Source organism: Streptomyces sp. NPDC029138, assembly GCF_055564375.1.
Window position 1 is genome coordinate 1 of record NZ_JBVHWM010000052.1, and the last position, 19,281, is coordinate 19,281.

The following is a 19,281-nucleotide window of genomic DNA, read 5'->3' on the forward strand; positions in this document are numbered from 1 at the left end:
GAGTCGGGTGCCCTCGGCGATGGGCGGTACGGGCAGCAGCCTTCTCCGCGCCCGGTCCCACCGGTGGTCTCCGGCACCGGTCCGGCCGTCCCGGCCGCCGAGTCGCCGGTCCCGCCGTTCGAGTCGGGTGCCCCCGGCGACGGGCCGTACGGGCCGCCGTCCTCCGCGCACCACGCCCCGCCGTCGTCGGGCCGGGTACCGGCCGCGACGGAGCCGGGCAGCGCCCCCGGGCCGCTCCCGACCGTTCCCCTCGCGGCGGATGCCGCCCGGGACTTCAGCGCCGAGTCGGGGGTCTCCCTCGCTTCGCCGGCCGGCCGTCTCGGCTCGAACCGGCGACCGACCGGCCCGGAGTCCATCGCCGAGTCCGCGGCCGTCGCGGGCACCGTGCCGGGCGGGAGCGGCGCCGCCCCGATGGGTGCCGCACGATCCGTGGTACCCGAAGCAGGTCCCGGAACGGCGCCCCCCGGGGGAGAGAAGCTCGACGGCGCCCCACCCGCCGCCGCGCCATCGGCCCTTCCGTCACCGGGCGCCCCGCCTGCCGCCGCCGGGCCCTCACCGGTTCCGGCCGTCGGGCCGTCGCCCAGCGGTTCCGTGGCCCCGTCGTCGCCCGGCCGGCCGGCCATCGACGCCATGGCTCCGCCTCCCGCCGGCTCGCCGGGTGCCGACACGCAGGCCCCGCCTGCCCCCGCCCCACCGTCCGGTGACCCGGTGACGCCGTCCGAGCCCGGTACGGTGACGGGTACCCCCGTGGCAGCTCCCGTGCCGCCCGCCGACCCCGACGCGAGCGGAGCCGGCGGTTCCGCGCCCGCCGCGCCCGCGTTGCCCCGTCTGCTCCGGCTGGAGTCGGAGGCCGTACCGGCGCCGGCGGAGCCTTCCGCCGTACCGGAGGAGCGGGCCGTGCCCGTGGTGCGGCAGCCGTCACCGCCCGCCGCCGCCCCGGCCGCGCCGGGCGTCCGGGTGCAGCCGGTGCCGGCCGCCGCGGCGTGTGCCGTGCCCCCGGCCCGCGGTCTCGCGCAGGAACGGGAATGGGTGCGCAAGAAGTTCGGCGCCCGGTTCAACGAACTGTCCGGGTCGATCTCCAGGGTCATGTCCGAGTCCCCCGGCCTCCAGGCCGGTTCGGGGGAGGACGCCATGGACGTCATGACCGACCTGGCGTCGGCACGGCTGTACCTGACCGGTGATCACGCGGCGGTGGATGCCGCCGTGCGCGGCGCCACCACCGGCCCGCACGTGCCGCTGGCGCGCTGTGTGTCCGCCGGACTGCTCCGGCTGCCGTCCTACCGGGGCCCCGTCCTGCTCCAGGCCCGTGCCACGGCCGCCGAACTGGCCTGGTTCGAGGAGGGCCGCCGGACCACCGAGTGGTCCTTCTGTGTGGCGGCCACGCATCCGTCCGACGCCGAACCGGGCGCCGTCGACTTCCTGCTGTGGTCCATGACCGCGCGGCGCACCCGCCTGCTCGACGCCTCCGTTCCCGACCGGGTGGTCTTCGTGCCGGGCACCGCCTTCAAGGTGCTGCGGACCGACACCGAGGGCCGCCGGCCCGCCGTCCTGCTGCGCGAACTGTCCACCTCCGAGGCCGGCCCCGACGGCGGCGCCGCCGCGCAGCAACGCGTGCCGCTGGACGACCTCGCGCTGGACGGTCTGTCCCAGGCACTGGAACTGCTGCGGACCCACCGGTCCCGTCCGGCGGAACCGTCCCCCCGGCGCGGCGGCCGTGCCGTGCCCCTCGGTGTTCCGCCGGGCCTGGTGCCGGTGAACGGCCCGAACCCGCCCGCCCCCGCGAACGGCGGTACGACGACGAACATGGGAGTGGAAGCGTGAGCCGGCAGGTCCTGAACGTGGCGTCCGACGGGCCGGGCGGGTACCGGTCCATCGCCGCGGCCCTCCGTGACGCGAGGGAGGGCGCGCTGATCACCGTGGCGCCCGGGCGCTACGCAGAGAGCCTGCACGTCACCGTACCGGTCACCATCACGGCGCAGGACAGCACCCGGCCGCCCGAACTCCACGCGGACCGGGGCAGCGCCGTGGTCCTGGACGCGGAGGCGGTGGCGCTGTCCGGCCTGCACCTGACGGGAGCCGATCCCGAGGCCCCGGTCGTGGACGCCCGTCGCGGCCAGGCCGCCCTGGACGGCTGCCGGGTGGCCGGTTCCGCCTGGGCCGGACTGCTCGCCTGGCACGAGGGCACCGTCGCGTTGCGCGACTGCGAGGTCAGCAACGCGCGCGGGGCCGGCGTCGTGGTGACCTCCGGCCGGGGCAATGTGGTGGAACGCACCCGGATCAGCGACGTCGGCTCCTCGGCCGTCGTGGTCGCGGAGCAGGGCAGGCTGAGCGTGCGCGACTGCCAGGTGGAGCGGGCCAGGGGCAACGGGGTGTGCGTGAACGGCGCCGCCCGGGTCGACGTCGAGGCCAGCCGGATCGACGGGTGCGCCAAGCCCGCCCTGGCGGTGGAGCAGCAGGCCCGTGCCGAACTGTCGGACGTGCACGTCACCGGCAGCGCCGCGCTGGACGCCTATCTGACCAGCAGCGGGGAGACGGTCCTGAAGGACTGCCGGTTCACCGGCGCGGCCCAGCGGTCGGTGCACGTGGGGGCCGGCGCGGCGCCGCTGCTGCGGGACTGTGCCGTGGAGGGCGCGGGCGAGTACGCCGTGCACGTCGCCGCCGGTGCCCGGCCCCGCCTGGAGGAGTGCGCGATCAGCGGCGGCCAGGTGGGTGTCGCCGTCGATGCGGACGGTTCCGTCGAGTGCGCGGGACTGAACGTGACCGACGCCGCGCAGACCGCGCTGCGCGTGGACGGGGCGGGCCGGGCGCTGCTGGAGCGGTTCACCGTGTCGGGGCGGAGGGGTCTCGCGGCCGTGGTGCGCGGTGGGGGGCGCCTGGAGATCCGCGACGGGGAACTCGACGCGGCCGGCGGCATCGACCTCGACGACACGGCCGAGGCGGAGCTGACCGGGGTGCGGTTGCGGGTACCGGGCGGTGCGGGACTGTCCCTGGGCGGCGCCTCGCGCGCCACGCTCGTCGGGGCGGTGGTCTCCGACTGCGGAGTGGTCGTCGGTACGGACTGCGAACTCACCGCGCGCGAGAGCGAGTTCAGTCAGTCCGACGGTGACGGCATCCGCCTGGCCGGCGGCGGGGCGCTGCACGCGACCGGCTGCCGTGTCTCCGGTGCCCGCGGTCATGGCGTACACGTCACGCCCGGCGGCCGGGCCGAGCTGACCGGCTGCGCGCTGACCGGCAACGCCGGTGACGGCGTGCGCGCCCAGACGGACGAACACGTCGTCGTGGTCGAGTGCGACATCCGCGACAACGGCGGCCGTACGCTGCGTGACCTGCCCGCGGAAGCCGCCGGGACCGCGCCCGCCGCCCCCGGCCGGGTGAACCCGATGCACACGGTCGGACCCCTCGCCGAACTCGAGGCCCTCGTCGGCCTGGAGAGCGTCAAGCGGGAGGTCACCGGGCTGATCAACGTCAACAAGATGAGCCAGCGGCGCCAGGAGATGGGCCTGCCGATGCCGCCGATGAGCCGACACCTGGTCTTCGCCGGCCCGCCCGGCACCGGCAAGACCACGGTGGCCCGGCTCTACGGCGCCGTCCTCGCGGAACTGGGCATCCTGAGCCAGGGCCACATCGTGGAGGTCGCGCGGGCGGACCTGGTCGCCCAGATCATCGGCGGTACGGCCATCAAGACCACCGAGGTGTTCAAGAAGGCCCTGGGCGGCGTGCTGTTCATCGACGAGGCGTACACCCTGACCAACCAGACCCGGGGCACCGGCCCGGACTTCGGGCAGGAGGCCGTCGAGACGCTGATGAAGCTGATGGAGGACCACCGGGACGAGATCGTGGTCATCGTGGCCGGCTACTCGGAGCAGATGGACCAGTTCCTCGCCTCCAACCCCGGCATGGCCTCCCGTTTCGCCCGCTCGGTGGAGTTCCCCAACTACAGCACCGGGGAACTGGTCACCATCGTGCGCGGGCTGTGCGCCAAGCACTACTACGAGTTGTCCGACAGCGCCATGGAGGCTCTGCAACGCTACTTCGAGGACGTGCCCAAGGGTCCGACGTTCGGCAACGGCCGCGTCGCCCGCCAGGTGTTCGAGGAGATGATCAGCCGGCAGGCCTCGCGACTCGCGGCGGACCCGCCCCAGGACGACCACGAACTCAGCGTGCTCACCGGCGAGGACGTCCTGACCGTGCCGGTGGCGAAGACCGGGACGGAGCAGGAGGAGCCGGGGGAGGGCGCCGCGCCGGGTGACTCGGCGACCGTGAGCGGGCCGGCCGAGGTGCTGGCCGCCCGGGTGGAGGCGGCGGCGCGCCGGCTACGGGCGATGAGCGGGCTGACATCTGCCCGCGAGGCGTTGATGTCCAGGCTGGCGCACCTGGCCGGGAGCCGGGCCCCGGCCGCGGACCTGGTCCGCCTCGCCGGTGTCGTCCTGGAGGGCGCGCCCGGCTCCGGCCGCCGCGCGCTGGCGGCCCGCTATGCCTGCGGCCTGGCCGAACTGGGCCTGACGACGACGGGCCGCGTGCACCGGGTACCGCTGTCGCGGGTGGGTGCCGCCTGGCCGGAACAGCCCCTGTCCTGGCTGCTCGCGGCCCGGGAGGAGAGCGCGGGAGGCGTCCTGCTGCTCGACGTCGATCCGGCGTTCGCCCACCGGGACGAATCCGAACGCGGCGCGGTCGTCGAGGCGGTGACGGCGGCCCTCGCCCGGCCGGACGGCCCGGTGGCGGTGCTGAGCGGCTCGGCTCCGCACCTGGTGCGACTGCTGCGCGAACAGGACGCCCTGGCCGCGTGTTTCGCCGAGTACGTGCGTCTCCAGCCGTACTCCGCGGAAGAGCTGGTGGGTGTGGTCGGACGCAGGCTGCGCGGCTGTGGAGCGGAGCTGACCGAGGAGGCGGGGGCCGCGCTGCTGGCCGAGTTCGGCCGGCGTCCCCCGCAGGGCGGAGCGTTCGGCGCGCACCGGCTCGCGGACCTGCTGGGCCGCCGCGTCGGCTCGCCCGCGGTGTCCCTCGCGGAGTTGCACGCGGCGGGGGTGCTGACCGGACCGGAACCGGGAGCGGCGGACGCCGCCGACGAGGCCGGGCCCGGCTCCGCACGGCGCGTGGAGACGGTGCCGCTGCCGTGAGCGCGAGGGGTGTCTCCGGTCGCCCGGGGAGCGGTCCACCGTGCGCCCATACCTCGGCGTCCGCGGCTCCGGACAGAGACAAACAGGCAGAGTCGGCAGGCAGCCGGACCTCATCGGCCGCCGCGCCGAAAGCGGGCCCGGCAGCCGCTCGATGATGGCACAAGGTTCGTCGGCAGGTGCGAACTGAGGCTCGCGCCCGCCCGAACGCGGTTCGAGACGAAGGGCAGGACATGGCACAGAAGACGAACGTCGACATCCAGGGAATGGTCGCCGCGCAGGGGGCCTTCCAGACCGCCGTCGACGAGACGAGCAGGACCCGTACGCAGATGGAGACCCAGATCACCTCTCTGATCGCGAGCTGGTCCGGTGACGCGGCCACGGTGTACCTCCGCGCCATGACGGAATGGCTGTCGGAGTACCAGCGGGTGTGCCAGGCCCTCCAGCGCATGCTGGAGACCCTGGCGAGCAACACCCACCTGTACGGCAACGTGCACGCGGGCACCGAGTCCCAGGCGGGCGCGGTCGCGCAGTCGATGGCGACTCCGGCCCTGCCCGCTTTCCCCATCTAGCCCGTGGGGCCACGGCTTCTTCCCGGCCGGCCATTGCGGAACTCACTCCATCTCCGAGAGGCAAGAAGATGACGTACTCCGTCGACCGTTCGAACGTGGACACCATCGTGGGTGAGATGTCCGCGATCACCAGTCAGCTCCTGGCCACCCTGGAGCAGCTCGACAACGAGACGAAGATCCACCTCAGCCAGTGGACAAGCGAGGCCCAGGAGGTCTACACCCAGGTGAAGGCCCAGTGGGACGGGGCCGCGGCCCACATGGCCCAGCTCGCCAACACCGCCACCACCACGCTCGGCCACATCAACGCCGCCTACACCTCCGGTGAGCAGCAGGGCATGCGGATGTGGGGTGCCTAGCCATGGCCGACACCCAGGTCATCACCACCGGGGGCAGTGGCACTCCGATCACGGTCCACGGAGGTGACGAAAGCACCCCTCCGGAGGATCAGCCGGAAGTTCACAGCTGGGGTGGAGACTTCCAGCCGCATACGACGGGGACCGTCTACGACAGCAAGGGGAACGTGTTCCCTCCGCCGTCCATCCCCGGCGGCGGCAGCGACGGCAAACACACGTCCGTGGACACGCCGTCCATGCTCCTCTACGCCTCGAACCTGGAGCGTGCCCTTCCCGCCCTGGACGCGGCCAAGCAGAAGCTGGACACGGTGCTGGTCGCACCCGGTGGTCTGCCCGCCGCCAGGAAGATGCGTGTCAAGGTCAACGGGAACGTCACCGACGTCAAGGACGACGACTCCGCGCTCAGAGGGTCGTACCAAAGCGCGCTGACAGACGTCAAGGACGGGATCACGGCCCTGGTCGCCGCCATGCGGGACATGGCCAAGAAGTACGCCCGCCTTGAGGACGCCAACAAGATGGCGGCCACCGACCTGGAGAACTACCTGAAGGAGCCGTCGGCCGATTTCGACCAGCTCAGCGAGCACCTGGGCGGCGGTTCGAAGAGCGGCAGCGGAAGTGGCGGCGGCAAGGGAAGCGGCAGCGGCAGCTGACCTGACCGGGCACCGTCGACGCAGGAACGAGGAAGCACACCATGCCCGAGGACAAGTACAACACCGGTGGGTTTCAGGAGCATGACGACGGTGCCATCTTCCCCAACCTCAGCGACGAGATACCGAACGACGACATCACGGGCTGGGACTGGAAGCAGTTCGCCGCCGCCATCCTCGGCAGCACCCAGGGAGACAACTCCCAGCAGAACGCGGATCTGACTCACAAGATCTCCGATCCCCAGTCCCTCGAAGACGCCGCGGTGGCCTTCAACCTGGTGCAGCGCACGCTTGCTCAGGTCGCGCAGGTGATGGCGGACCAGACGAAGGCGCTGGCCGGCCCCGACGGTCCGTGGAAGGGGGACGCGGCCGACGTCTTCCACGACACCGTGGACAACTTCTCGAAGCGCATCGCGGCGGCGGCCGACGCGCTGTCGGGCGGTCGAACGGGGCACACTTCGGTGCCGCAGCAGCTCTCCAACAACGCCGCGGCTCTGAAGTGGGCCCAGGACGCCATCGTCCAGATCGATCACTACTACGCGGACATATCCCTGAAGTACGGGAAGTGGCACGGGCAGAAGGTCTCGGCGATGAAGGACGGCCGGGTACCCATCGGTGACGTCTGGGTCGGCAACCAGCGGCTCGACAAGATGATGACCGACGACATGTACAAGGTCGCCGTCGCCTTGGACCACGCCTACGGTTTCACCGTCGACAGCGTCAAACTCCCCGACCCGGTGAACAGCCCGAAACCCGGCGGCGACGGGGACGTGACCCCGCCGAAGGTGGAGCCGCCCCCGGACCTGGGCGGCGGCGACGGCGTGAACGTCCCTCCGCTCGGCGGCAGTCTGAGCGCGGGCGGCGGCGACGGCCTGCCCGGAGCCGGCGGAGACCTCTCGAACATACCCGGGCTCACTGATCCCGGAGGCTCGGCGACGCCTTTCCCCGGCAGCACCCTGCCCACCGACATCGGCGGCGGACTGGGCGACGTACCGCCCTTCGACACCGGCAACATGGACGCGGCCCTCAGCCCCGGAGGCCTCGACGGCCTCGACCCCTCCGCCAGCCCCTTCCCCGGTGACACCAGCGCCTTCCCGGGCGGCGACCTGCCCAGCGACTTCGCGGTCAGCCCCTACCCCGGCGACACGAGCACACTGCCGGGGGACGCGGCGGCCTTCCCCGGGGACACGAGCCTGGGCGAGGGCGCCCAGACCCCGTCGGCCTTCACGGCCGCGCCCTTCCCCGGCCTGACCGGCCTGCCGACTGACACGGCCGCCGTGCCGTCGACGAGCAGCGGCCTCACGGACGCGTCGGTGTCACCCTTCGACGAGGCCGGCCTGCCCCAGGACTACCCGGGCGACCTCGGTCTCGGTACGGCTGACGGCCTGCCGGCGGTGGGCGCGGCCGACCTGCCCGCCGACGCGGCGATACCGTCGGCGCTGCCGGGCAACGTCGCCCTGGAGTCGCCGGGCACCCTGCCGGAGACGACTCCGGCGGAGTTCCCCGGTTTGAGCGAGGCGGGGGTTGGGGTGGGGCAGCAGCAGGGTGGTGCCGGGATGCCGTACATGCCGGGTATGGGTGGGGTCGGTGGTGCGGGTACGGGGCAGAACGGGGTGGCGGAACCGCCTGATGCGGCGGGGTTGTTGGACGCGTCGTCGGTTCCGTGGGACGAGGGCGTGGGTGGTGCGGGGGATGTGTCGGAGTTCGGTGGTGCGCCGGTGGAGCCGGGTGCGGGGGCTGGGGAGGTGTCGGGTCTGGATCTGCCGGAGTCGACTCCGGCGGAGTTCCCCGGTGCGGAAGGCGCCGATGAGCGTTCGGCGGCTGTGGCTGGTGGCGGGATGCCGTACATGCCAGGTATGGGTGGGGTCGGTGGTGCGGGTACGGCGCAGAACGGGGTGGCGGAACCGCCTGATGCGGCGGGGTTGTTGGACGCGTCGTCGGTTCCGTGGGGCGAGGGCGTGGGTGGTGCGGGGGATGTGTCGGAGTTCGGTGGTGCGCCGGTGGAGCCGGGTGCGGCCGGGGAGGTGTCGGGTCTGGATCTGCCGGAGTCGACTCCGGCGGAGTTCGCCGGTGCGGAGGAGGCCGGCGGGAGTGCGGCGGCTGCGGCTGGTGCCGGGATGCCGTACATGCCGGGTATGGGTGGGTTCGGTGGTGCGGGTGCCGGTACGGGGCAGAGCGCGGTGGCCGAGCCGCCGGACTCCTCCGGTCTCCTGGAGCCGGACGGCCGGTCATGGACCGACGAGGCGGGCGGCGAGGATCCCTCCGAGCCGGTCGTGGGAGCGGTAACGGCCGGAGCCGGAGAGACGGCCCTGGATCTGCCCGTCACGGGCGCCCCGGCCATGCTGTGGGGCTCGGCGCCCGGCACCCCCGCGCAGGCCGCCGGCAGCGAGAACCGCGCCACCGGCACCGGGCGGGAGGCCCATGCGAGCGGGCCGGGCGGTGAGTCGGTGCTGTCGGCGAGCGCGTGGGGCGACGTGGACCAGGGCGACGTTCCGGATCGGGCCGTCGGGACCGATGTCACCGGGACCGATGTCCCGGGCGCCGATGTCCCGGGCGCCGATGTCCCGGGCACCGGTGCCCCGGCAGGACCCCTCACCGCGACCGCCGTGCCCACGCCGGACGCCTCCACGCAGAGTGCTTCTGCCGCGTACCCCTCTCCCGGAGAGGCCGGTGTGGCCGCCGCGGCACTGGGGGCCGCTGCCCTCGGCGCCGCGGCCACCCTGTCCGCGCACGCGGGACGCGGCGGTGCGCAGGCCGGGCCACCGGCGACTGCACCGGGGATCGCCGAGGATCCCGAGGACACCTCCGCCTGGGACCGGACCGACGGCACGTTGATGCCCTTCCTGATCGCGGCGGCGAAGGCGGAGGAACCGGCGGACGACGGCGACACGCCGCGCTCCCGGTATTCCAGCGAAGCGCCCGAGGCCTGGTCGGGCGTGGCCGCGGACGTCGCCGTCGCACAGACCGCGCCCGGGCGGGTGGCGTGGCAGCCCAGCCGTGCCGGTGGCGTGCCGTCGTCGTCGAACGGAGTGGTCCCGTTGGGCTCCGACCGGCCCTTGTGCGGCGACGTCTCCTCGGAGCAGCTCCAGGCGCTCCAGGCACGTGAGGAGAGCGAGGCGGAAGCGGAGCAAGGCGACGAGGAGGAGCAGAAGGAGCCCACCTTCGCGGACCTGCTGGTGCAGCGCCGGGACGTGTGGGGCGATCCCGGCGGCGACGACGACCTGGGCTGACGACGGTCCGGAACGGCCGGTACGCGCGGGCACGATGAGAGGTAAGAAAGGGCCATCCGGGGGCGAGGCCGTGGCACGGTCCGTCGGCCCTGCTGTTGTCTGCGAAGGAATGGACCGCCGCCCCGCTGCCCTTCGCGGGCACGCTGACAGACGCGGCGGCGCGTGACCGGGGAGTGACAGGTGTCGGGGTACGAGCAGGAGATAGAGCAGCTACTCGCTGACTACCGCAAGGAGAGGGAGGAAGCGGAGGAGAACCGCCGTCGTATCAACGCCGTCACCGGTACCGCGACTTCCCGGCGACGCGAGGTGAAGGTCACCGTCTCCGCCAGGGGCGAGGTCACCGAGATCGACTTCCCGACCGGCGCGTTCCGCCGTATGACCCCCAAGGAACTGGGCGACCTCATCCGGACCACGATCTCCGAGGCGCGCGCCCAGGCCCTTCAGCAGGTCGACGAACTGCCCCTGGGTCAGATGCTCTTCGGCCTCAAGCCGTCCGAGCTGCTGACCGGCGACGTCGACATGGACAGCATCCTGCCCAACGATCCTCAGACCAGCGACCTGGTGCGCGACTACCTGGAGCACGGGTTCACCGGCTCGGACCGGTTCGAAGAGGACTGAAGCGTGAACTCCCGTTCCCCGTAACGCCGTCGGCGTGGGAAACGGGAGTTCCGTAGGTGCTGTGACAGGTCAGTGCGCGGTGCCGGCCGCCCACACGGCGCTGCCGGACCGGGAGAGGATCACCACGTTCCCGTCGTTCTGGATGACGAGTTCGGCACCGGCGTTGCCCGCGGTGCCGGACGTCCACAGACTGGTGTGGTTGGCGCTGTAGACGGCGAGGTTGCCGTCGTCCTGGAAGACGGCGTAGTTGCCGCTGCCGTGGGTGTGGGAGGACCAGCGGACCGTGCCGTGTTCGTCCGAGATGACCAGGGCACCGTCGGTTCGCATGGTGATCCGCATCCGGTTGGAGGCGACGGACTCCCCGGAGTGCAGGACGTAGGTGGCGTTGACGACCTTGGTCGACCAGTCCCGCTGCGTGGTGGAGTGCGACTGCGTCGCGGTGCGCGTCCTTGCCTGAGTCGACGTCCGCGTCTGCGTCGGTGCGTGGGTCTGGGTTTGGCTCCGGCTCTGCGTCTGGCTCTGCGTCTGTCGCGCGGCGGACGTCTGCGGGTGCGCGGTTCGGGCAGCCGCCGTGCGCGACGCCGTGGTGGCGGTGCGCACGGCCGTCCGCGGCTTCTGCGCGGACTGTGCCTCCTTGGCGACAGCCGCGACGGTGCGCGCCGAGTCGCGCTGAGCGGTGCCCGCTGAGGACGACTCCTTCGCCTGCGCGGCCCGTTCGGCGGAGCGCGCGGGTGCCGAGAGCAGGCTCACGGATCCGTCCGACGGCGTCGGCCGGGGCCTGCCGCCGGATCGGCCCGGTTCGCGGGCGCCGGCCTGTTCGGCCGCCTTGTCTCCGTGCCCTGTCGTCGTCCTGGTCGCCGAGCCGTGCCGGCCGTCGCCCGGCAGCGCCGCCGGGGCACCGGCCCGCGGAGCCGTCGTCGGCGTCGTGGGCGCGGGGAAGGTGACGTCCGCGCCGGCACTGCCGTCGGGAACCGGCGCCGATGTGGGACCTCCGTCGGCCCCGTGCTTGGCGCCGGCTACCGCGACCGGGTCGAGCGCGTCGGCGCCCGTGGTCTTCTTCTCGCCACCGCTGAGCAGGGGTACGGAGACCAGGACCGCACCGGCGACCGCCGCGGCGGCCACCAGCGGCCAGTGTCCCGATCTGCCCGTCTGGGACGTGGACCGTCCCGGCGCCGCCTGGCCGCCGGCCGCCGCGTCCGGAGTTCCGGTCCGCCCGTCGTCCGGACGGAACGTGCGGGCGGCCACCTCGGCCTCGGCACGCACCGCGGCGGCGGGTATCGCCGTCACCACGGGTCGTACATTCTCCGCATCCTGCGCAACGACCGCCTCGGCGGCCGTGGTCCCGCCCCGGGTGAGGGCTTCGGACACCGCCGCTCCGTCGAGGTCCCCCTCGTGCAGGGGCAGTGCGACGGCCCGGCGGATGTGCGGTTGCCCGGGGGCTGCCGCGGCGGCCGGGGGGCCGCCGGGCTGGTTCCTGCGTGTCATCCCTCGTCTTCTTCCTTTGCTCGGTTGCACATTGGTTCGGGCCCGGCTGTGGCGATGACGTCGTCAGGACACCGGGCCACGGGTGGACGGCTCCGGGCCGGCGGGGGAGACGGCGGGCACCCCCGGCACCGTCGCCGGAGGCGTGAAGGTGATGGCGACGGCCTCCCCGGCGCGGGGAGCCGGAGTGACGGGCCGCCGGACCGCGGCGGATTCCTCCGTTGCCGGACGGCCCGACGGTCCGGGGGCGGCGTCCGGATCCCGCTCCGCGCGCTCGCCGGGGGCCTCCGGGAGCGTCGTACCGGCCGGTGCTTCCGCCGTGGCCGGGACCTCTGTTTCCGCCGTGGCTCCGGCCGGCTCGACGGGGGACTCGTCCGTGTCCGCCGCGTACGGCTCGGCCGGTTCCGCGTCCGACGAGTCCGGGTCCGGCGGCGCAGCCGTCGTCGCGACGGACACCGGCGGTTCGGACAGCGGCGGAACGGACGGCAGGGGTTCGGACGCCACCGCTGTGGCGGGACCGGGACCGGGAAGCGCGTGCGCCTCGGTGTCCTGCCAGCCGCGGGGCGCCAGAGCGAGCCCGTGCCGGACCGCCAACCGGCGCATGCCGTTGAGGACTTCGTCGCTGGGCTCGCCGTGCAGCCGGATCTGTGTGCGGTCGCGCACATCGTCCTGGAGGGCCGAGAAGAGCCGCTCCAGCGGTTCCCATACCGTGTCGGGCAGCGCCTGGTCCGGCAGGCCGATCTCCACGGCCATCACGTCGGGCGCGATGGGCCGCGCCACCGTCTCGGCGGGCGGTCGGCTGCCGTTCGGGCCGACCCAGAGACCGGACCGGGTGACGACGACCTGCCACCTGCGGTCGAGCACCATGGCACCCGGTTCCAGCGCCGGCCGCAGCCCGCTGACCGGGGGCCGCCAGGTGCCCAGGCGTACGGTGGCCCTCGCGCTCCCGGCACTCTCCTCCGGCTCGCAGACGACCTCTTCGACGTAGGGCCGCCAGGTGGGCTCGCCGGCCGCGTCGGTCAGCATCGTGCGCGGCGTGAGCGGTCCCGTCGGTGCGGGACGTGCCGGATCGCTCACCAGCAGGGGGAGCCCCGAGCCCACCTCCACCGGCACTCCGAGGAGGGCCGCCACCTGACGGCCCACCGGGAGCAGATCGCTGCCGTCCGCGGAGACCAGGCGCACCGTTTCCCGTACGGTCGCGGGCAGCGCGGCCAGCACGTCGGCGACGGCCTGCGCCGGAACGGCGCGGGTGTGCGCGGCACCGACGAGCAGGAGCGGCCGATCCGCGTCCGGCGGCACGGCGTACCGCAACGCCTCGACCCCCTCCGGCGGAGTGCCCGCGGGCAGGATGAGCAGTCCGGCGGGCACCTGCTCCACGACACAACCGCCCGCGACGGTCGGTACGACCCGCTCCACCGCCGGCTGCCACCGGGGCGCGGGGTGACGGGCACCGGCGGACACCGGCTCGCGACCGGGCGAGAAGCGCCGCCAAACGCCGGGACGCCCCGGCAGACCGGGCGCGAACAGGGTGCCGCCCGGAGTGACCAGCGCCGCGCCGAGCGGCGCCAGTACGTCCGTTCCCAGGGCGTCGCTGAGCACACGGGCGGGCGCGGGACGGCCCGCCGACTCCGCCGCCCCGCCGGACATGACCAGGCGGACCAGCCGTCCCGCCGCCGACGAGGTCTTCGCCAGGACGGGATGCAGCCGGGCGCAGAGTGCCTCCGGATCGCCGAATCCGGCGCTCACCAGGACCGTGATCTCCTCGGCGGTGGTGCGTAACCGCGCGGCCATCTCGGTCAGCGCCTCGGCCGGCCGGCCGACGGCATGGACGAGCTGTACGCCGTGCGCCTCGCTGATCTCCAGCTGCCCGGCACCGCCGCGGGCGGCGGCACGTCGGCCGAAACGCCCGCTCACCGGCGCCCCTGCCGACGGCGGCGGTCGCCGGCTCGCTCGCGGGACACACCGAGGCTCCCCAGGAACAGCAGTCTGTCGAAGGGTGCAGTGAGTGTCACCCGCCGGAACATAGCGCAGGGCGGCTCCGCCCGGGTGCGGTCGCCCGCGCGCCCGCCCGGGCCTGCGGGCGGGCCCATGGCATGCCCTGACCCGGCCTCAACTGGGGCGTGCAGTGCGGGAAGGCTCCGGACAGCTGCCCCCGCACGGCGTGTACGCCGCTTGGATCGGAGACGAAAGGGCAGAGCGGCTGGTACGAACGGCTCGACCCTGGTCCGAGGGCCGCTGCTGGCAACCCGCGTGACCGGCGGCTGAGTTAGCTTGCGACGGGTTCGGAGAGCCGAGAGCCGGCCCCGGGCCGGGTGATCCGGGATGCCCGGTGCACGTCATGGAGCCCGTACGTCGTCACGGAGGTAGCAGGTGAGCAGGAGGACCGGAGCTGATCCTCAGCGGCTGGGGCAGGCCCTGCGCCAGTGGGAGAACAAGGACAGCAAGATCGATGATCGCTCGACGGAGCTGCAGACGATCAAGCACGACGTGTTCGACACCCTCGACACTTCCGGTGACTCCCTCTCCAAAACTGTCTATCCCCTATGGCGCTCCCAGTTCGAGGGGCTTGAGGCCATCGTCGAAGCCTCTGAGAACCTGATAAAGGACTCCATGAGAGCGTTCGATGTGATGACCGAGGGCTTGAGGAACATAGATCGGGTCACGCACGATTCGGCGAAGCGTCTGGCTGAGGGGACCGGGGGCGGACTGCCTGGTGGGTCCCCGCACCGGTCGTAAGGCGGTTGTGCGGAGATGGGCTTCCTTGAGTGGAAGCTGCCGAATTGGCTTCGTAAACTGCTGGCCGTTCTGACGGGCATGTTCTGGCCGAACATCAAGCATGAGAAGTTGCGCACGGCGGCCGACAACATGGATGCCTGGTCGGACCGTTTTGAGGCGGTTCTGCATGAGGTCGGTCCGTCGGGGACGCTGGTGTCGGATGCGCTCGAGGGGCCGACGGCGGAAGAGTTCAATGCGCATGTGCGGAAGCTGAAGAAGATCCTTCCGCAAGGGGTGAAGGCGGCGCGTGCGCTGGGTTCGTCGTTCCGTGACACCGCGATGCAGGTGCAGTACGCCAAGTACATGATCATGGTCCAGCTGCTGTGGATGATCTACACGGTTCTGGAGTTGCTGTTCTTCGGGCTGCCGGAGGCCGCGGTCGCGGTGGCCCGGGGTGTGGCGGCGGTGGTGCGGCAGATCGCCTGGCAGCTGTTGAAAACCGTGGTGACGGGCGCGGTGGTCGGCGGGCTGATGGAGCTGGGCGTGCAGCTCGTCCAGATGTGGCAGGGCTTCCGGGACCGGGTGAGCTGGCGCGATGTGGGGGAGATGGCGGGTTGGGGCGGCCTGGGCGGCGGTCTTGCCGGGCTCTTCAACGAGTTCACGCGGGTGTTCATGCCGAAGCTGTCCGGTGGCGGCCTGCTGCGGGACGTGCTGAGTGGTGGTACGTCCGGCGCGATCGTGACGGGGATTCAGATTCTCCAGTCCGGTGACACCACGGGTGCCGGTGAGGGGATCGCCGCCGGCTTCTTCGGCAGTCTTCCCAGCGGCGGCCGGCACGGCCATGGTGGTCTGCACCTGGAAAGCCTGGGGGGTGGGCTGGGCTGGAAGGTGGATCCCGGGCTGGTTGCTTCGGGGGAGTGGGACGCGTTCGACGGGGTGAAGCTGCCCGAGGACTCCCGCAACGGCGCCGCGGTGCGGTCGGTGTGGGAAGGCTCCGGCACCGGCGGCGACGAGGAGGGCTGGCGGGCCGCGGCGGAGCGGGCGGATGTCCCCCAGCCACTGATATCGGGTTTCGAGGGGTGGGTGAAGGGCCAGGGAGGCTTGCCGGAACCGGTTGTCGACCGGGTGGCTTCCCGGGCCGTCGCCGCGTACGCCGGTGCGGCCGAGGGTGCCCGGGCGCGCGGCGCGGACGGTGCCGCCGGCGAGGGGGTGCCGAGCGCGGCCCAGTTGCGCCGGTGGGCGGTCGAGGAGCTGGCGAACCACCGGGCACAGCAGCGGCTGGACGCCGCGTTCACGGCCTGGCAGCACTCGCCCGCGGCGGCCGGGCTGGACGACGGCGCGGCCGTGCGGGTGCACCGGTACGTCGCGCAGTCGGTCGAGGAACGGCTGCGCACGGGTGACTACGTCCAGGCGGCGGGCAACGGGGAGCTGGGCGCGACCGCCGACCGGGTACTGGAGCTGGCGGGTCTCGGCGGGGAGCACGGGCACACCGGCCTCGACGGGATGCTGACCGCCGCCGCGGAGCGTGACGAGCGGATCCACAGCGCACTGCACGCCTTCGACCAGGCGGTGCCGGCGCCGGTCGCGCCCGGGGAGAGCGCGGGCGGTGACGGATCGGACGGTGCGGCTGCCGGGCAGTTGTCGCCGTTCGGCCACGCGGTGCTGCGCCGTGCCTTCGGGGAGCATGTGGTCGCGGCGCACCATGCCGTGTTCGGTGAGCCGAGCCCGTTCGGCGGCGACGGCTCGGCGGCCGGTGACGCGCTGCGGACCTGGCACAGGGAGGTGCGCGGGCATGTGGCGCAGCTTCCGGTGCATGTGGTGGCGCAGTCGGCGAAGGAACTGGCGGTCACTCACGCCCTGGGCGACGTGGAGCGGGCCGTGGCGGGGGGCACCTGGCAGCAGGCTGTGCCGGGCCTGGGCGCGGAGTTCTCGCATGCCTTCGGGCTGGCGGACACCGCCGCGACGCACTCCGCCGAGGTGCCACTCGATGTGCAGCAGGGGGCGGTGCTCGGCCTGAGCGTGGAGGCGGGCCGGCGGATCGATCAGTGGACCGCACAGGCGCTGGAGACGTCCTCCGGCTCGGCGGCCGACGCCCTGCTGCGGCACGTGACGCGGATCGCGGTCGGCGGTGGCAGCCCTGATCGGATGTCCGTGGCGGATGTGATGCGGCAGGCGCTTCCGGCGGAGGGCGCTGAGCGTCATGTGGCTCTCGCGGTGGCGCGGGACCACGCCCAGGACGCGGCGCGGGACAGCGCCCGTGCTCTGGCGGGTGCGGCGGGTCTGCCCGCGTCGGCCGCCGAGAGGATCATCGACCATCACGCCAAGACCGCCGGGGAACTGTTCGATGCCACATTCCTGCGTCCCGGGGACGATCCGAACGGTCCCGGCCCGCTGGACGACCGGCTCGCCGACTGGAACGAGCGGCGCGCCACGCTGGACCAGGAGCTGGCCAAGGCGCTGACCAGCCACACCGGCACGCGCCCCGCCACGGAGACGTCCGACGCCGGCACCGGTACGGTCGGGAGCCCGCTGCCGGGCCCCCGGCCTGTCACCGAAACCGGCCCGGTTCCCCGGCCTGCCACTGAGACCGGCCCGGGTGTCCGGCCTGTGACCGAGGCGGGCCCGGGTGTCCGGCCTGTGACCGAGGCGGGCCCGGGTCCCCGGCCTGTCACCGAGACCGGCCCGGGCATCCGGCCTGCCACTGAGGCCGGCCCGGGTGTCCGGCCTGTCACCGAGGCGGGCCCGGGTCCCCGGCCTGTCACCGAGACCGGCCCCTCCGGCACGCCCCTTTCCGGCTTCCATACCACGCTCACGCCCGCGACCGGGACACCTACCGGAACCACCGCGGCGACTGCGACCGCCGGTGCGGCGATCCCGCCTGCGGACCGGCCGGCCGCGGAGGAACGGCGTCCCGGCCCGCCCGCCGAAGGCGTGTCGCCCGAGGAACCCGGTCATCCGGACCCGGCTGATGCGAACTGGGAGGAACTGGTCGACCGCGCCCGCGTGGCGACGAGGCCGTACGCCCGTACGGCCTCGCTATGGCGCATGGTGGGCTCGGCGCTCAGCCGCTATGCCCCGCAGCCGTCCCCGATCCGTGAACCCGGTGACGCCTACGCGGCCCGGCACGAGGAAGCCGCCCTGGTCCTCGCCCACCACGCGCTCGAACTGAAGATCACGGCACCGGAGTCGGGTCGGCTGCCCGACGACCACCCGCTCTCGCGCCGCGCCGAAACCCTCGGCCGCCGGCTCACCGCCGAGTTCGGCATCTCGTTCGACCCCGCCCGGCAGACCGGACTGCCCGGCGGCAGCCGCGACACCGGGCTCGGCCGGATCACCGACGGCTCCACCGCCGCACCCCTGCCCGGCCTCGACCCGCGGGGGGCGCCGGCAGCAGCAGCGGGTTTCGACCGCACGGCACAGGCCGGTGATCCGGCCGCCCGCACCCCGGTCCGCCGTTCCCCCGACGGCGCCGAACGGCTCGGTGCGGTGGAGGAGGGTCCGGACGACGGTTCCCTGTCGCCGGCGGACGCGCGGGAACGTCGCGAGGGCAAGGCGCCGGCCGGCCGGTGGGGCGAGGCGCTCAAGGAGGCCCGGGCGGCGGAAGATGCCGGGAGCGACGGGCGGCGCGAGGCGATCGACGTCGCCGACCTGGCGCACGACCTCCGTGTCCGGGAGCGTCAGCGAGCCTGGACACGTCTGGCGTCCACGTCGCAAGCGGAGCTTCCCTGGCAGAGCGAGTACTGGAAGCGGGAGACGGCCGGGGCGCGGCAGCGGTTGCAGAACGAGGACGAGCCCGAAGCCGCGTTCCTGCTCGCCCGTGCACAGGGGATCGTCTCGGACGTCACTCTCTTCCCGGCCCTCGACCCGCAGCTGCGCCCGGAGGCCCCCCATCACGAGATGCTGGACACGATGGTGCATCTCGTCGCCGAGGAACTGCGCGCGTACGGGGACACGGCGGCCGGATCGCTCGCGAGCCTGCTGCGCGACCAGTTCCGCGAAGCCCCTGGCACGGAGGCGGTGTTCGGGAGCCGGCCGGTCCCCGAGACGGGTGGCGACGGAGGCCCCGGCAGGGGATCCGTCGGGCAGGGTCCCGAAGGGGAGCGGACCGAGAACGGTACGGCGCAGGGAGGCACCGTCGTCCGGGAGAACCGTCCGGCGGCCCGGCGGCCCGAGGAGACCCTGGCCGGCATCGAGACCTCTGACTGGTTGGACCAGGCGCTGCGGGCCCGTACGGCGCTGTCTGACCTGGGCGAGCAGCATGGGGGGGAGGTGTTCCGGAAGGCGCTGAACCTGCTGGCCAGGCACCACTCCCGGGCGAACTTCAAGGAGGCGGGCCCCAAGTACACCGACGCCTACGACGACGCCGTCCACGTCCTGGCCCATCGCATGTGGCAGTCGGCGGACACCGAGGCGACGCACCTGCCCGACCCGGGACCCGATCACCCCCTCACGCGGGAGGCTGAGGAGCTGGGGCGGCAGCTCTCCCGCCTGGCCGATGCGGGTCAGGCGGCCCGCCCGGTGCAGGGCGCGGCCGGTACCGGTGAGACGGA

General features: G+C 73.5%; 9 protein-coding genes and 2 pseudogenes. 9 read left to right on the forward strand and 2 right to left on the reverse strand.

All coding sequences use genetic code 11. From position 1 onward, the window contains the following. The 7 genes and pseudogenes from ACZ4WH_RS31190 to ACZ4WH_RS31220 all read left to right on the forward strand — a co-directional run. A pseudogene (locus ACZ4WH_RS31190) lies at nt 1-1,821 on the forward strand (hypothetical protein); the annotation flags it as partial. Next, on the forward strand, nt 1,818-5,117 hold the full coding sequence (locus ACZ4WH_RS31195; protein WP_468187138.1) for a right-handed parallel beta-helix repeat-containing protein: 3,300 nt from the start codon (nt 1,818-1,820) through the stop codon (nt 5,115-5,117). The pseudogene ACZ4WH_RS31190 and the gene ACZ4WH_RS31195, both read left to right, overlap by 4 nt. Nucleotides 5,118-5,347: 230 nt before the next feature. After that, nucleotides 5,348-5,686, forward strand: a complete 339-nt coding sequence (locus ACZ4WH_RS31200) for a WXG100 family type VII secretion target (RefSeq protein ID WP_468187140.1) — start codon at nt 5,348-5,350, stop codon at nt 5,684-5,686. A gap of 68 nt (nt 5,687-5,754) precedes the next feature. Continuing rightward, a complete protein-coding gene (locus tag ACZ4WH_RS31205; protein WP_468187141.1) occupies nt 5,755-6,042 on the forward strand; it encodes a WXG100 family type VII secretion target in 288 nt (95 codons plus the stop codon). 2 nt (nt 6,043-6,044) lie between these two features. Continuing rightward, nucleotides 6,045-6,689: a hypothetical protein gene (locus ACZ4WH_RS31210; RefSeq protein WP_468187143.1), complete on the forward strand. Its 645-nt coding sequence runs from the start codon at nt 6,045-6,047 to the stop codon at nt 6,687-6,689. A 41-nt stretch (nt 6,690-6,730) separates the two neighbouring features. Then, nucleotides 6,731-9,916, forward strand: a complete 3,186-nt coding sequence (locus tag ACZ4WH_RS31215; protein ID WP_468187145.1) for a hypothetical protein — start codon at nt 6,731-6,733, stop codon at nt 9,914-9,916. A gap of 180 nt (nt 9,917-10,096) precedes the next feature. After that, nucleotides 10,097-10,534, forward strand: coding sequence for a YbaB/EbfC family nucleoid-associated protein (locus ACZ4WH_RS31220; protein WP_468187147.1), 438 nt, complete (start codon nt 10,097-10,099; stop codon nt 10,532-10,534). Between the two features lie 69 nt (nt 10,535-10,603). Here the strand turns inward: ACZ4WH_RS31220 and ACZ4WH_RS31225 are convergent, their stop codons facing one another. Beyond that, nucleotides 10,604-12,019, reverse strand: a complete 1,416-nt coding sequence (locus tag ACZ4WH_RS31225; protein WP_468187149.1) for a hypothetical protein — start codon at nt 12,017-12,019, stop codon at nt 10,604-10,606. A gap of 63 nt (nt 12,020-12,082) precedes the next feature. Then, a complete protein-coding gene (locus tag ACZ4WH_RS31230; protein ID WP_468187151.1) occupies nt 12,083-13,930 on the reverse strand; it encodes a serine/threonine-protein kinase in 1,848 nt (615 codons plus the stop codon). Between the two features lie 456 nt (nt 13,931-14,386). Between ACZ4WH_RS31230 and ACZ4WH_RS31235 the strand changes: the two genes are divergently transcribed. Next, nucleotides 14,387-14,752, forward strand: coding sequence for a hypothetical protein (locus ACZ4WH_RS31235; protein ID WP_468187153.1), 366 nt, complete (start codon nt 14,387-14,389; stop codon nt 14,750-14,752). Between the two features lie 129 nt (nt 14,753-14,881). Beyond that, a pseudogene (locus tag ACZ4WH_RS31240) lies at nt 14,882-19,281 on the forward strand (hypothetical protein); the annotation flags it as partial.